General features: G+C 60.3%; 15 protein-coding genes. 6 read left to right on the forward strand and 9 right to left on the reverse strand.

Annotation, left to right across the window (positions count from 1 at the left end; all coding sequences use genetic code 11):
• Positions 1 to 366 (forward strand): response regulator, encoded by a 366-nt coding sequence (locus tag C5F70_RS10090; RefSeq protein ID WP_017846276.1) that lies wholly within the window; start codon positions 1 to 3, stop codon positions 364 to 366.
• 164 nt (positions 367 to 530) lie between these two features.
• A complete protein-coding gene (locus C5F70_RS10095; protein WP_017846277.1) occupies positions 531 to 1931 on the forward strand; it encodes a DUF1254 domain-containing protein in 1401 nt (466 codons plus the stop codon).
• Positions 1932 to 1944: 13 nt separating this feature from the next.
• Here the strand turns inward: C5F70_RS10095 and C5F70_RS10100 are convergent, their stop codons facing one another.
• The 4 genes from C5F70_RS10100 to C5F70_RS10115 form a co-directional block, all read right to left on the reverse strand.
• Positions 1945 to 2616 carry a DUF3313 domain-containing protein gene (locus C5F70_RS10100; RefSeq protein WP_026139938.1) on the reverse strand — a complete coding sequence of 224 codons (672 nt, stop codon included), beginning with the start codon at positions 2614 to 2616 and terminating at the stop codon, positions 1945 to 1947.
• Between the two features lie 77 nt (positions 2617 to 2693).
• Positions 2694 to 3188, reverse strand: coding sequence for a hypothetical protein (locus C5F70_RS10105; protein WP_017846279.1), 495 nt, complete (start codon positions 3186 to 3188; stop codon positions 2694 to 2696).
• Between the two features lie 68 nt (positions 3189 to 3256).
• Positions 3257 to 3721 (reverse strand): DUF934 domain-containing protein, encoded by a 465-nt coding sequence (locus C5F70_RS10110; protein WP_017846280.1) that lies wholly within the window; start codon positions 3719 to 3721, stop codon positions 3257 to 3259.
• Positions 3718 to 5382, reverse strand: coding sequence for a nitrite/sulfite reductase (locus tag C5F70_RS10115; protein ID WP_102617078.1), 1665 nt, complete (start codon positions 5380 to 5382; stop codon positions 3718 to 3720). Before C5F70_RS10115 ends, C5F70_RS10110 begins: the two co-directional genes overlap by 4 nt.
• A 241-nt stretch (positions 5383 to 5623) precedes the next feature.
• On the opposite strand from C5F70_RS10115, the gene ccoN reads away from it, so the two are divergent.
• The 3 genes from ccoN to C5F70_RS10130 all read left to right on the forward strand — a co-directional run bounded on the left by ccoN (position 5624) and on the right by C5F70_RS10130 (position 8043).
• Positions 5624 to 7051 carry a cytochrome-c oxidase, cbb3-type subunit I gene (gene ccoN / locus C5F70_RS10120; RefSeq protein WP_017846282.1) on the forward strand — a complete coding sequence of 476 codons (1428 nt, stop codon included), beginning with the start codon at positions 5624 to 5626 and terminating at the stop codon, positions 7049 to 7051.
• On the forward strand, positions 7051 to 7260 hold the full coding sequence (locus C5F70_RS10125; RefSeq protein WP_017846283.1) for a cbb3-type cytochrome c oxidase subunit 3: 210 nt from the start codon (positions 7051 to 7053) through the stop codon (positions 7258 to 7260). Before ccoN ends, C5F70_RS10125 begins: the two co-directional genes overlap by 1 nt.
• Positions 7261 to 7350: 90 nt before the next feature.
• The gene (locus tag C5F70_RS10130; protein WP_046383518.1) at positions 7351 to 8043 is read left to right on the forward strand and encodes an aspartate/glutamate racemase family protein; all 693 of its coding nucleotides are present in this window, start codon (positions 7351 to 7353) and stop codon (positions 8041 to 8043) included.
• Here the strand turns inward: C5F70_RS10130 and C5F70_RS10135 are convergent.
• The 5 genes from C5F70_RS10135 to C5F70_RS10150 all read right to left on the reverse strand — a co-directional run bounded on the left by C5F70_RS10135 (position 8040) and on the right by C5F70_RS10150 (position 13043).
• The gene (locus C5F70_RS10135; protein WP_104903231.1) at positions 8040 to 8552 is read right to left on the reverse strand and encodes a GNAT family N-acetyltransferase; all 513 of its coding nucleotides are present in this window, start codon (positions 8550 to 8552) and stop codon (positions 8040 to 8042) included. The two genes, C5F70_RS10130 and C5F70_RS10135, sit on opposite strands and share 4 nt — an antisense overlap.
• A 60-nt stretch (positions 8553 to 8612) precedes the next feature.
• Positions 8613 to 9332: a hypothetical protein gene (locus C5F70_RS30560; protein WP_158683852.1), complete on the reverse strand. Its 720-nt coding sequence runs from the start codon at positions 9330 to 9332 to the stop codon at positions 8613 to 8615.
• The gene (locus C5F70_RS10140) at positions 9329 to 10603 is read right to left on the reverse strand and encodes an AAA family ATPase (protein WP_104903232.1); all 1275 of its coding nucleotides are present in this window, start codon (positions 10601 to 10603) and stop codon (positions 9329 to 9331) included. Before C5F70_RS10140 ends, C5F70_RS30560 begins: the two co-directional genes overlap by 4 nt.
• A gap of 99 nt (positions 10604 to 10702) precedes the next feature.
• Positions 10703 to 11845 carry a glycerate kinase gene (locus C5F70_RS10145; RefSeq protein WP_104903233.1) on the reverse strand — a complete coding sequence of 381 codons (1143 nt, stop codon included), beginning with the start codon at positions 11843 to 11845 and terminating at the stop codon, positions 10703 to 10705.
• Positions 11846 to 11936: 91 nt separating this feature from the next.
• A complete protein-coding gene (locus tag C5F70_RS10150) occupies positions 11937 to 13043 on the reverse strand; it encodes a sugar diacid recognition domain-containing protein (RefSeq protein WP_046489470.1) in 1107 nt (368 codons plus the stop codon).
• Positions 13044 to 13204: 161 nt separating this feature from the next.
• Between C5F70_RS10150 and C5F70_RS10155 the strand changes: the two genes are divergently transcribed.
• Positions 13205 to 14515, forward strand: a complete 1311-nt coding sequence (locus C5F70_RS10155; RefSeq protein ID WP_017846287.1) for an MFS transporter — start codon at positions 13205 to 13207, stop codon at positions 14513 to 14515.
• Positions 14516 to 14548 lie beyond the last annotated feature (33 nt).

Consider the following 14548-nt stretch of genomic DNA (forward strand, 5'->3'; position numbering starts at 1 on the left):
ATGTCGGCACCCACCTCAACCATTCTCGTAGTCGAAGACGACTCCATTGTGCGTATGCTGATCGTCGATGTACTCGAAGAGCTGGGGTTCCGTGTGCTGGAGGCTGAAGACGCCAAATCGGCGCTTGAATTCGTAGAGAACACAAATGAAGTCATTGATCTGATGATGACCGATGTCGGCCTGCCGGATATGAACGGCCGGGACTTGGCCACCCAGGCGCGTAAACTGCGCCCGCAACTGCCGGTCCTGTTTGCCAGTGGTTATCCCGAGAGCATCGAGGTTCAGCCGGGCATGCAATCGATCGCCAAGCCGTTCTCCATCGATCAATTGCGCAATAAGGTTAAGCAAATGCTTGACGCAGCCTGACGTTGCGTTTTTGTCCAATGCCGCCCACAGAGGCGGCATTTTTACGTCAAGCTGTACGTCATACCGGGATTAACGTGACGTTCGGCCAATAAAGTTGGAAACTCGCCGCTTTGCCACACCATTCAATAGTACTCCTCACAAGCCCTCTGGAAGGACGCAACAAGATGATTGGAAAACCGACGCGCCTGCTGTTGGCGAGCCTCTCGATACTCATGAGCTCTGGCGCCTGGGCCGACTTCACGGCCACCCCCTCTGAGGCTCGGGCAATCGCCAAGGAAGCCTATTTGTATGGTTACCCGGTCGTGGAAATGTACAAAACGCTCTACACCCAGGCGGTCGACAAGGGCGGCGTCAACTTCAAGGCACCGTTCAACCATATCGGCAACACCGCCCAGGTCTTCACCCCCAAAGACACCACACTGGCCACGCCGAACCCCGACACGCCCTACTCCTTCGTCTGGATGGACCTGCGTAGCGAGCCGCTGGTGCTGACGCTGCCCAAGATCGAAGACAACCGCTATTACTCGGTGCAACTGGTCGACCTCTATACGCATAACTTCGCGTACCTGGGCACGCGCAGCACCGGCAACAATGGCGGCCACTACATGATCGCCGGGCCCGACTGGAAAGGTCAGCAGCCGGTCGATGTGGATCGTGTGGTGTATAGCGAAAGTAACCTCGCTTATGCGCTGTACCGCACGCAGTTGTTTGATGAAAAGGACCTGAACAAGGTCAAGCAGATCCAGAATGGCTACAAAGTGCAGTCGCTCAGCAGCTATGTGAAACAAGCCGCCCCGGCCAAAGCGCCGAAGATCGATTGGCCCAAGCCGCTGGCCAACATGACCGAAGGCCCGCAACTGTTTCGCTACTTGAACTTCATGCTCGCCTTCGCTGCCCCTCAGGACAGCGAGAAAGACCAGCTCGCACGCTTTGCCACCATCGGCATCGCACCGGGTGCGCCGTTCAAGGTCAACCAGTTGAGCGCCGAACAGCGTAAAGCACTGGAAGACGGGATCGCCGACGCCAAGGCTGAGTTCGCGGCGTTCAAAAAAGACAAACTCGACACCCAGCAGGTCGCCATAGGCGACCTGTTCGGCAACCGCGATCACCTGAAAAACAACGACCTGTACCGCTATGCCGGTGCCGAGGTGGGGCTTTTCGGCAACTCTGCCGATGAAGCCACCTACTTCAATTACGTCGTCGACAGTGAAGGCAAGCCCGCCAACGGCGCGCGCCATAGCTACACCGTCCACTTCGCCAAGGACCAACTGCCGCCGGTCGACGCCTTCTGGTCACTGACCCTGTACAACGCCAAGACCAAGTTGCTGGTGCCCAACCACAAAAAGCGCTATGTGATCAATTCGCGGATGTTGCCCAACCTCAAACTGGACGCCGATGGCGGCCTGACCCTGGCGCTGCAACACCACGAACCGCCAAAAGCCGAACAGAGCAACTGGTTGCCGGCACCGCCCGGCCCGTTCTACGCGGTGTTGCGCCTGTACCTGCCCAAACCCGAAGCGAACAACGGCCAGTGGAAGCTGCCGCCGCTGACGCCACTGAAGTGATACGGCAAGCGACTTACCGCTTTTTCAGTTTCAGATACGACTGATGCAAATCCGACGCCCAACCGTCGATCACGCTTTTCACGTCATTGGGCGTCATCACCTGCGAGTCGTTTTCCAGCGGCTTGCCGGTGCCCTTGCGTACTACCTCCGCAACCACCTTGCCGTTGGCGCCGTCAAGAAACTGCGCCTCGGTGCCCAGCACCGTGTCCTGGTCGCGGATGCCGGTGCCGCTACTCACCGCAGCGGCCACCAGGGCGACCGGCACGAACTCATAAGGTTTCAGGCCCTGGGTTTTGCTGCTGACTGCCGTAATCGCCGCACGCACCACTAACACTCCGGCGCCGGGCCCTTGGGCAAGGGGCAATGACTTGCCGACTTCGCGCTTGAGGGCCTGGTTGAAGTAGTCATTGATGCCACGCAACGTGCTCTCAGGAATTTTCGCGGTGGCTTGGGGCCTGGGGTAAAACTGCGTCGGTTCGATATACACCGCGTTGTAGCGGCTCATATCCAGTTTCGGATCGACCCAACGCAGCACCTCGACGCCCGAAGGCGACTTGGCCGGCTTGAGGCGGCTGTAATCGGACAGGAATCCTGAATACTCATCCGGTTGCGTGACTTGGCTGGCACAGCCCACCATCCCGATCGTGGCGATGCAGAGCGTGCTGATCATTAGCCTTAGTTTCATCATCGAACTCCTTGGCAGTCATCATCAGAACGTTGAGCTGTAGGTATAGCCAATCCTGGGAAAAAGCGCTGAAAAGCTCAGCTGCGTTCGCGCGGGATCAGGCTCTGCAACTGCGCGGCCAGGAAGTTCGCGTTGAAGGCGAAGGTGTCCGGGTCTTTCAAACCGTTGGTTTTCTTCCACAACCAGTCGTTTTTATCCGCCGGCAGCACCAGTGAAACACTGCCGTGCCGTGCCGCCGTCAGGCCCATGACCGACACCGAAATCAAGCCGCCGACGCCCATCACGTCCGGCACGAACTCCACATTCTTGCCGGTGATCTGCACGGTGAGTTTTTCGCTCTTGAACGGCGATGTCTCCACCGGAACGCTCGGGCCGCTGGCGACATACGCTTCACGGTGGACTTCAAGCAAACCAGCGGTATTGACCGGTTCCAGCCATTGTTCGATCTGCTGGAACAGCTCGCCGAGCTTTAGCGCCCAGCGCGCCGATTGCACCTCGAACTGCTGTTTTTTGTGCGCTTCGCTATCGGCGTAATGACGAAGCATCTCGCCCAGTTGCTGTACATCATCCATTGCGGTTTTCCTCGGGTGAGCCGTAGTGCGAACCGCGATCATGGCAGATGCGGCAACTCACCGTATGATTAACGCCTGCGAAACAGCGGGCGCGGCTCGATCACGCTACGCCCGTACTGCACGCTCATCCCCGCCAGCCCTTTCAGGGCGTCTTCAGCCGATTTGTCCGCGCGCACCGCAAACGCATCGAACCCGCACTGGCGCATGTGGCTGAGCTGATCGCGTAGCACATCGCCAATCGCCCGTAACTCGCCTCGCCAGCCCATACGCGTGCGCAACAGATAGGCCTGGCTATAGGCGCGGCCGTCACGAAAGCTGGGGAAATCCAGGGCAATCAGCGGCAGCGTGGCGAGCCAGGGCTGCAGCTGTTCGACCTCATCATCCGGGCCCAGCCACACGCCATGCCCCGGCGCATAGGACGCCAGCGGCAGGATCAGTGCAGCGCCGTCCGGCACCTCGTCACGCACCAACACCCACGGATCATCCGCCACCAGACGCGCCTGCCCCTGCTCAAGCTTCAACAGATTATTCATGCCGGCTGCTCCGCGTACACCTGCTCCTTGAACGGCTCCAGGCCAATGCGCTGCACGGTATCGACAAAGCGCTCTTCGCTTTCGCGGTAGCGCACGAAGGTGCTGATCACGCGCTCGATCACATCCGGAATCTCGGCGGCGCTGAACGACGGGCCGATCACTTTGCCCAGTGAACTGTGTTTGCCCTGGGCCCCGCCGAGGGTGATCTGATACCACTCACTGCCATTCTTATCGACGCCCAGGATGCCGATATTGCCGATGTGGTGATGGCCGCAGGCATTGATGCAACCCGAGATGTTCAGGCTGATGTCACCCAGGTCGTGCAGGTAGTCGAGGTTATCGAAGCGCTGCTGGATCGCCTGGGCGATGGGGATCGACTTGGCATTGGCCAGGGCGCAGAAGTCACCGCCCGGGCAGGCGATGATGTCGGTCAACAGGCCGATATTCGCCGCGCCCAGACCGTGTTCGCAGGCCAGGCGCCACACGGCATGCAGATGCTCCTTGGGCACATCCGGCAACACGATGTTCTGTTCATGGGCGATGCGGATTTCGCCAAAACCGAACTGCTCCGCCCACTCCGCCACGGCCTCCATTTGCGGGGCGCTGACGTCGCCGGGCGGCGCGCTGATACCGGGTTTGGTGGACAACACCACGCTGGCGTAGCCCGCGACTTTATGCGGCATGACGTTGCGGCTGACCCAGCGCGCAAAGCCCGGGTTGTCGGCCAGTTCGGTGCCGTAGGCCAGGCTGGTATCGCTGAGCGACGCATACGCCGGCGGCACGAAGGCCGACGCCACGCGCGCGTATTCGGCATCGGTCAACTGCGCAGGGCCATCGCGCAGGTACTGCCATTCTTCCTCCACCTCCTGGGAAAACGCGTCGATCCCCAGCGCCTTGACCAGGATCTTGATGCGCGCCTTGTACTTGTTGTCCCGCCGGCCATGCCGGTTGTACACCCGCAACACCGCCTCGACGTAGGACAGCAGGTGCCGCCACGGCAAACCCTCGCGAATCTGCAAACCGAGGATCGGCGTGCGGCCCAGGCCGCCGCCCACCATCACGCGCAACAGCATCTCGCCTTGGTCGTCACGGTAAAGGTACAGGCCGATGTCATGCATCATGATCGCCGCGCGGTCTTCGCGGGCCGAGCAGATGGCGATCTTGAACTTGCGGGGCAGGAACAGGAATTCCGGGTTGATGGTTGACCACTGGCGCAGAATCTCCGCCAACGGGCGCGGGTCCAGCAGCTCGTCGGCCGCGACCCCGGCAAAGGCTTCGGTGGTGATATTGCGCACGCAGTTACCGGAGGTCTGGATCGCATGCATGTCCACTTGGGCCAGGCGTTCGAGGATATCGGGCACCTGGTGCAGCTCGATCCAGTTGAACTGCAGGTTCTGCCGGGTGGTGAAGTGGCCGTAGCCACGGTCGTAGTCGCGGGCGATGCTGGCCAGGGTACGCATCTGTTCGGCGCTCAAGGTGCCGTAGGGAATCGCCACCCGCAGCATGTAGGCATGCTTTTGCAGGTACAGGCCGTTCTGCAGGCGCAAGGGCAGAAACTCTTCTTCGCTCAAGTCGCCGGCGATAAAACGCTCGACCTGATCACGAAATTGCGCCACGCGCTCGAACACCAGCGCCCGGTCGTATGCATCGTACTGGTACATATCACCGCCTCATCAGGGTTGGCCGCGTCCCAGGGCGCGGCTTCTAGAGGCGGCGACTATGCGCCTGCGGCGCAGGGCATTAAAGATTCAGGTGCAGGCTTAAAAAGCGGATCAGATGGGCTATAAGCCGTGCTTTCACGCCAAATAAACTGATCCGTAGTAATCAGCTTTTTCTGAGTCTGTTTTGTTTTACCCACACTTCCTACAGTGCCTGCCACTTGGAACCGTGGGAGGACTGAGCATGAGCACAGCAACAATCGGACAGGCCTATAACTACAAGGTCGTCCGCCAATTCGTGATCGCCACCATCGTCTGGGGCGTGGTGGGCATGGCCATGGGCGTGTGGATCGCTTCGCAGCTGGTCTGGCCGGAAATGAACCTCGATTTGCCCTGGACGACTTTTGGCCGACTGCGACCGTTGCACACCAGCCTGGTGATCTTCGGGTTCGCCGGCAGCGCGCAGTTCGCCGCCAGTTATTACGCGGTACAGCGCACCTGCCAGGTGCGGCTGTTTTCCGACAAGCTCGCCGCATTTACCTTCTGGGGTTGGCAATCGGTCATCGTGATCATGTTGATCAGCCTGCCGTTGGGCTACACCACCACCAAGGAATACGCCGAGATCGAATTCTCCGGCGCGGTATGGATGACGGTGGTGTGGGTGGCCTACGCCATTGTGTTTTTCACCACCGTGGTACGGCGCCAGACCCGGCACATCTACGTGGGCAACTGGTTTTTCGGCGCGTTCATCCTGGTGATCGCCATGCTGCATGTGGTCAACCACCTGGCGATTCCGGTGGACTGGTTCAAGTCCTACCCGGTGTATTCCGGCGCCACCGATGCGATGGTGCAATGGTGGTACGGGCATAACGCCGTGGGCTTTTTCCTGACCACCGGTTTCCTGGGGATGATGTACTACTTCGTGCCGAAACAAGTCGGACGGCCGGTGTATTCCTATCGCCTGTCCATCGTGCATTTCTGGGCACTGATCACCTTGTACATCTGGGCCGGTCCGCACCACTTGCATTACACGGCGCTGCCGGACTGGGCGCAGTCGCTGGGCATGGCGATGTCACTGATCCTGCTCGCACCGAGCTGGGGCGGCATGATCAACGGCATGATGACCTTGTCGGGCGCCTGGCATAAGTTGCGCAGCGACCCGATCCTGCGCTTTTTGGTGTTGTCGCTGGCGTTCTACGGCATGTCGACGTTCGAAGGGCCGATGATGGCGATCAAGACCGTCAACGCCCTCTCCCACTACACCGACTGGACCATCGGCCACGTCCATGCCGGCGCGTTGGGCTGGGTGGCGATGATCACCTTCGGCTCGCTGTACCACATGATCCCGAAAGTCTTCGGCCGCCAGCAGATGCACAGCGTGACGCTGATCAACCTGCACTTCTGGCTGGCGACCATCGGCACCGTGCTGTATATCGCCTCGATGTGGGTCAACGGCATTACCCAGGGCCTGATGTGGCGTGCGATCAACGATGACGGCACCCTCACCTACTCGTTTGTCGAGGCCTTGCAGGCCAGCCATCCGGGGTTTGTGGTGCGCTTTGCCGGTGGCGTGTTGTTTCTCAGCGGCATGCTGCTGATGGCCTACAACACCTGGCGCACGGTGCGGGTCGCCGACTTGCGGGTTGCGCAGCTTGACGCGAGGATCGTCTGATGTGGGGCTTTCTGATGGTGGTGTGCCTGTATGGCGCGGTGGAGTACTGTTTGCGCGGTCAATCCGAGGAGACGCTGGATGAGGCCAGTTTGATTCCGTTCGCCGACGACCCGGAGGTGGCACGCCGGGTGGAGCTGGCCACCGGCAAACAGATCCACGCGGTGGCAGCGGAGCAAGCCAGGCCGGGCTGGGGCAATCTGGATATGTGAAACTGCTCCGCTGATTTGGCGCGCAACTGCGTATGACTATTCGGCGACCGATGGGTAAGGTGATGCGATATTTCTTGTCAGGAGCATCGCATGCACACCATCGGCCTGATCGGCGGCATGAGCTGGGAGTCCAGCGCCGAGTACTACCGTATCATCAACCAGCGCGTGCGCGACCAGCTCGGTCCGCTGCGTTCGGCGCAACTGCTGATGTACAGCGTGGACTTCGGCCCGGTGGAACAGGCCCAGCATGCCGGACGCTGGGACGACGCCGCGCTGATCCTCGAGGATGCTGCGCGCCGCCTGCAAGCCGGGGGTGCCGAGTGCGTGGTGCTGTGTACCAACACCATGCATTTGGTGGCGCCGCGGATCGAAGCGGCGGTGTCGATTCCCTTTCTGCATATTGCCGATGCCGCGGGTGCCGCAGCCGTCGCCGCCGGCACCCTGACCGTGGGTTTACTCGGCACCGCGTTCACCATGGAACAGGACTTTCTCACCTCGCGCCTGGCCGCCCACGGCCTGAACGTGCTGGTGCCCGATGCGAACGAGCGCCAGGCCGTCCACCGGATCATCTATGAGGAATTGTGCGTCGGCGTGATCAGCGAGGCGTCACGCCAGGTCTATCAGCGCGTGATCGCATCCCTGGCCGCACGCGGCGCCCAGGCAATCATCCTGGGCTGCACGGAAATCGGCCTGCTGATAAAACCCGAACACAGCAACCTGCCGCTGCTCGACACCACGGTGCTGCATGCGCAGGCAGCGGTGGCGTTCGCGTTACGGGACTAAGCCGAGCGGCGCAGGCGCGCCATGCTCAGGGTGTCGACGAAGACACCGTCGCGCAGGGCGTAATCGCGCAGCAGCCCTTCCACTTCGAAGCCGAATTTGCGGTACAGGTTGTGGGCCGCTTCGTTGTCGGCATACACCGTGAGTTCCACGCGGTGCAGGTTCATCCAGTTGTCGGCCACATCCAACGCGGCCGTCAACAGGCGAGAGCCCACACCTTTGCCTTGCCAGGCTGGCGTCACGCCCATGCCGAACGAACCGACATGGCTCTGGCGCACGCGCAGGTACTGTTCCAGGCCGAGCTGGCCGACCACTTCCCCGCCATGCAGCGCCACCAGTTGCAGACGCCGCTCATTATCTGTCACCAGCTTGTTGCGCCACGCCTCGACGGACTGGAACGGCATCTGTAGCACCTGACGACACACAGCCGGCTCGTTGTAGAGCGCGGCGACACCTTCAAGATGGGCCTCGGTAAAGCGCTGGATCACGATATGGGGTTCAGGTGCGTGCATTGTGTTTCATCCATTGAAAGACAAGTGGCCGGCCAGTTTCACGGCTTATGCGGGTTGAGTTCAAGGCCTCACTTGACCACGTACACGAACCGCTCGTTTTTCAAGGTGTTGTGCGTGAAGCTGAGCCTGTTGTTTGATCGCTTGACAGTACTCGGGGAGGCACTGCTGGTTATCTGGCGTATCGATCTCTTCAACCAAACGCCTGGCCATCGCCGCTGAAATATAGCTGCCCCGTGGCTGCAATCGACCTTTGATAACCGCGGATCGATCATTGACCAACGTCGGATGGTTGAGGTTCAAGACCTCGACTGTTGCGATCGCTTCAGGTGTGAGCCCTTCGACATACCCATCACGGGTGAACCGGAAATGCCGCTCTACATTTGCAGTCAACGGAGAAATAAAGGGCTTTTTTGCCGGGTCATAATCTTCCTTCGCCACCGCGCCATAACCGCAAACCGTTTTGGTTTGGCTGGATGGATAACACGCCACAATATTTGTGTAGACGATGCTGTCAGCCCTGTAAGGGTGCTGGGGAAGAATATGCTCAATATGGCAACTGAATTGTGTGCCCTGATTCTTAACCTGGCATTCTGCCGCTGTCGGCAAACGACGCAACGTGTAGGCGCATAAATGAAATTGCTCCTTCAATAGCGCTTGGCGAACCGCCTCGCTAGGAAAGCTGCTGCCTTTGCCATAAAAGAGATTTTGCGGTGTATCACGGTTTTCCCTTCGCCATTCAATCAACGCGCGCGGTTCTGCGCCCTTTTTGATAGACCTCACGCCTCGCCCTCTTCTAACGACCTCAATGAATCAATGCTCGCTTGAGCCTCAAGGACATCAGGAATTTTTCCGACCTTTTCGCGCAATTGCGCAAGGTGAGACTGGGCCGACTCAAGATCATCGTCGTCAAGATTGCGGTAGATTTTTCTGAGTTGCTGACTGACGTTTAGGTTTTGTGACAAGCCGTCCATCAGTTCTTCGATCACCTCACCACTGCGAAGCCCCAGTGAGCGCTCTGGATGGCCTAGATACTGACCGTCTTTGAGCAGCATCACCGATTCAGCAGGTAATTCTCCCAGTATTTGTGGGGAGTGAGTGGTAATGATGAATTGGCAGTTGGGAAAGGTTTTTTCTAAATTGGCGACGACGGTGCGTTGCCAGCCTGGATGGAGGTGCAGATCCAACTCATCAATAAGGACAACACCCTTTCCTTTCAATGGGTCAGGCACTTCGCGATTGAGCAATGTGAGTCTGCGAGCCAAATCGCCGACCATTGCCAACAGGCATTTCTCACCGTCTGAAAGTTGCAGGACGTTGAATTCGAATTCACCTTTGAGAACAGTCATTCTCAACGCAGGCTTGCGGCGAACCCGAACGTCCTTGAACCCGGTAAACGTTTCGATCGCTCTGCGTACCGCGGAAAGCTCTGGGTCCCGATAGCCTGGAATATCTCGACTATTTTCATTTTCGAGATCTTCCTGGTTGCGAAACCAAATGAAAAATCGCTTGAAGTCGGCGCCACCATGGCCAAGTGCGTCGTCATACCCCTCAGCAATGGCATTTGCCAAATGCTCGCGAACGCGTAACGGTACGTCCAGTACTGCACGGTGTACATCGTAGTAGACCGCCAATGGCAACTCGATTGACTCTCCGCCGATGAACTCGTACTGACCTATTCCATACTCAACGCCGTCTGCGGCATCGTTTAATCGAGACAAATCACTACTACGGTCACTGGGATGCTTGCCGCCTTTGCGATTCAGAGCAATTGCCCAATCGACGTCGTAGTTTTCAAATAGCTTGGTTTCGACATGTAACCGCGTGTAGTCGGCTCCGATCTTGATGTCATCTTTAGAGATCGACCGTGACTTGGACGGCTGACCAACCATCCGAGCCGTCAGACTAGACAACGTTATCGCCAACGCATCCAGAATCGAAGACTTGCCCACGCCATTGACGCCCACCAAAGCGACAGTCTTCTTGCCCTCAAAATCGAGCTCCATCTTCTCGATGCCACGGAAATTGACGAGGGTAAAACGCTTGATCTGCATGATCGGCTTCCAACGTGTCTGGCCAGATCGGCCAGTCTTTAAAGAGTGCACGGATCATAGTAATTATCGACAGCTATGTCACGGCGCCGACGGTTACCGCTATTCCCTGCGCCGGGCCACGCGCCACAGCCGCGCAACATCCGCCGCTCGCTCGCGCAACAAGCGCGGTGCCTCGCTGCAGGCCTGCTCCAGGCTCATCGGCCCGGACGGCAAGGCGAAGGCTGCATCCACGCCGTGGGCGTACATCTGCTCGTAGCCTTCACCCAGCGTGCCGGCGATCACGATCACCGGGACCTGGTGCCGCTGAGCGATGCGTGCCACGCCGAAGGGTGTTTTACCGCGCAACGTCTGGGCGTCGAAACGACCTTCACCGGTGATCACAAGGTCAGCGCCGCGTATCGCTTCGTCGAGGCCGACCAGTTCGGCGACCACCTCCACCCCCGCACGGAACTGCGCCCCGAGGAAGGCCTTGGCGGCGAACCCCAGGCCGCCGGCGGCGCCACTGCCGGGTTCGTCGCGCACGTCGTTGGGCAAGACCTTGGCGCAATGGTCGGCAAAATGGCCGAGGGCCGCGTCGAGTTGTTCGACCTGCTGCGGATCGGCGCCTTTTTGCGGGCCGAAAATCGCCGAGGCGCCGTGGGGGCCGCACAACGGGTTATTCACGTCGGCGGCGATTTCAAAGCGCACCTGGGCCAGGCGCGGGTCGAGTTGTTCCAGGCTGATCCGCGCCAGGCGGGCCAAAGCCAGGCCGCCCGGTGCCAGAGGGTGACCCTCGGCATCGAACAACTGCACGCCGAGTGCCTGCATCGCGCCTGCGCCGCCATCGTTGGTGGCACTGCCGCCAATCGCCAGGATGATGCGCCGGGCACCGGCGTCCAGGGCCGCGCGGATAAGTTCGCCGGTGCCGAAAGTGGTCGTGGAGCACGCGTCGCGCTGCCCCGGCGCCACCAATTGCAGGCCGCTGGCTTCGGCCATTTCGATGAGTGCGGTGTGGCTGTCGGCCAGCCAGCCCCAATGCGCGTCAACCGCAGCGCCCAAGGGGCCTTTCACCGATTGGTGCCGCAGTTCGCCCTGGCAGGCGGCGAGTACCGACTCCACCGTGCCTTCACCACCGTCCGCCATCGGGCACTGGACCACGCGTGCATCCGGCCAGACCTGCGCCAAGCCTTCGGCAATGGCCTGGGCGACGCCTTCGGCACTCAGGCTGTCTTTGAACGAATCGGGGGCGATGATGATTTTCATGGGCGTTCTCCGGTTTTTATGCCGCCCATGCTGCCAGTTGGCAGCGGCAATGACGCTGGTCCGATGCACAAGTGCGAACCCGGCTTGTTGGTCATTCCGACAAAACCTGGGGCAGCAGCTGGACGCCAAGGTACAGCGCGAGCATGCCATCCAGCGTCAACGGGTCGACTCCGCTGAGTTCGGCAATGCGCTCCATGCGGTAGCGCAGGCTGTTGCGGTGAATGCCCAGCGCATCGGCGCATGCCTGGCTTTGCCCGTCGTGTTCGCACCAACTGCGCAAGGTCGCCTGCAGTTGGCCGTTGTTGTCCTTGGCCAGCACTTTTCGCAGCGGGTTGAGCAATTCGTCCAGGGCATCGTCGTTGCGATGCCGCCAGAGCATCACCGGCAGGCGATAGCGGTTGAGGGTCAGCAGCCGTGAATGCGGCAGGACATCGCGGCCGTAGGCCAGCAGGTCGCCCACGCGTCGATAACAACGACGCAACCCCGCCAAGCCATCGGCTTGCCCGCCGACCGCCACCCGCAGAATCGTCCAGCCCAGGCCTTCGAGCTTTTCCAGCAGGCGCGGATTGTCCACCGGCACCGCCGCCGGCCGGCACCATAGCAGCGAATACTGCGCGGAGCTGACGCACCAACTGTCCGGATAGCGCGACGTCAACCAGGCACTCAGCGCTTCCGCCGTCTGCCCCGCCCCCAACTCGAACAGATACGGCGTGCGCGCCATCTGCGGCTTGAGCCCCAGTTGCTGCGCCTCATCCACCAGGCGTGGCGAGTCGCCGGTGTCGGCCAGCAGCAACGCCAACAGATCGTCGCAGCGCTGGCGTCGCCATTGTTGCTCGGCTTGCTGATGCCGGTGGCTGACCAGCATTTCCGCGGTCATGCGTACCAGTTCGGCATACGTGCGCAGCCCCTCCGGCTCGCCGGTAATGCCGAGCACGCCGATCAGGCGCTGGTCGTGCATCAACGGCAGGTTGATGCCCGGTTGCACGCCCTTGAGGTGCTTGGCGGTCTGCCCGTCGATCTCCACCACGCGGCCGTTGGCCAACACCAGTTGCGCGCCTTCATGCCGCGTGTTGATGCGCTCCGGCTCGCCGCTGCCGAGGATCAGGCCCTGGCTGTCCATGACGTTGACGTTATGCGGCAGGATCGCCATGGTGCGATCGACGATATCCTGCGCCAGGTCATGATCCAGCTCGAACATGGGGCTAATTTCCTTGAAAGCGGCGGTTGTTCATCGGCACAGCGCAAAGGATGCTTCACTGTGCGCGAGCACAAAGACAGCACCCCGCCAGGTGGCCGAGACTCATGGGGCGATCAACGTTACCCTCGCATCGCAAAAAATCATAATAAAGAGAGACTCCCATGTCACAGAGCGCCGTTGCCCCACTGGCCACCGATGACGATAAAAACGCCATCTACAAGCGCATTACCCTGCGCCTGATCCCCTTCATTTTTATCTGCTACCTGTTCAACTACCTTGACCGGGTGAACGTTGGCTTTGCCAAGTTGCAGATGCTCGACGCGCTGAAGTTCAGCGAAACCGTGTACGGCCTGGGTGCCGGGATCTTCTTTATCGGCTACGTGCTGTGTGGCGTGCCGAGCAACCTGGCGCTGACCAAGTTCGGTCCGCGGCGCTGGATTGCCTTGATGATGATCGTCTGGGGCACGCTGTCTACCTGCCTGCTGTTCGTCACCACGCCGACGCATTTCTATACGTTGCGCCTGTTGACCGGTGCCGCCGAAGCCGGCTTCTTCCCCGGTGTGGTGCTGTATCTCTCGCAGTGGTTCCCGACGTTCCGCCGTGGGCGGATCATGGCGTTGTTCATGTCGGCGATTCCGGTGTCCGGCCTGCTGGGCAGCCCGTTTTCCGGCTGGATACTCAACCACTTCGGCGCCGGCCAAGGCGGGCTCGCCGGCTGGCAGTGGATGTTCCTGTTGCAAGGCATCCCGACCGTAATCCTGGGCGCCCTCGCCTACTTCCTGCTCAGCGACAGCTTTGCCAACGCCAAATGGCTCCAACCGCATGAGCGCGCAATGCTGGAAGCCGACCACGCGACTGACCTGGCGAACAAGCCGAAAACCACCACCGACTCCCTCGCCGAAGTGTTCAAGAACCCGGCGATCTGGGCGTTCGGCTTGATCTATTTCTGCATTCAGAGCGGCGTCTACGCGATCAACTTCTGGTTGCCCTCGATCATCAAGAACCTGGGTTTCAGCGATAACCTGGTGATCGGCTGGCTCAGCGCGATCCCCTACCTGCTGGCCGCAGTGTTCATGTTGCTGGTGGGCCGCTCCGCCGACTTGCGCAAGGAGCGGCGCTGGCATTTGGTAGTGCCAATGTTGATGGGCGCGCTGGGCCTGGTGATCGCGGTGAATTTCGCCACCACCCCGGCCATCGCCATTCTCGGCCTGACCATCGCCACCATGGGCGCCCTCACCGGCCTGCCGATGTTCTGGCCGGTGCCCACCGCCATGCTCAGTGCGGGCGCGGCGGCAGGTGGCCTGGCGTTGATCAACTCGATGGGCCAGATGGCCGGCTTCCTCAGCCCGTACATCGTCGGCTTTGTGAAGGATGCCACCGGGTCCACGGATATCGCGCTGTACCTGCTGGCGGCGGTGATCGTCGGTGGCAGTGTGTTGGCACTGCGTATGACCCGCACCCTCAAAGTCTGACAGTTGGAGCAGGCTTGCTCCTACTCTGGGTTG

Origin of the sequence: Pseudomonas sp. LH1G9 (assembly GCF_002949975.1) — a bacterium.
In the GTDB taxonomy this organism is placed as follows: Bacteria; Pseudomonadota; Gammaproteobacteria; order Pseudomonadales; family Pseudomonadaceae; genus Aquipseudomonas; species Aquipseudomonas veronii.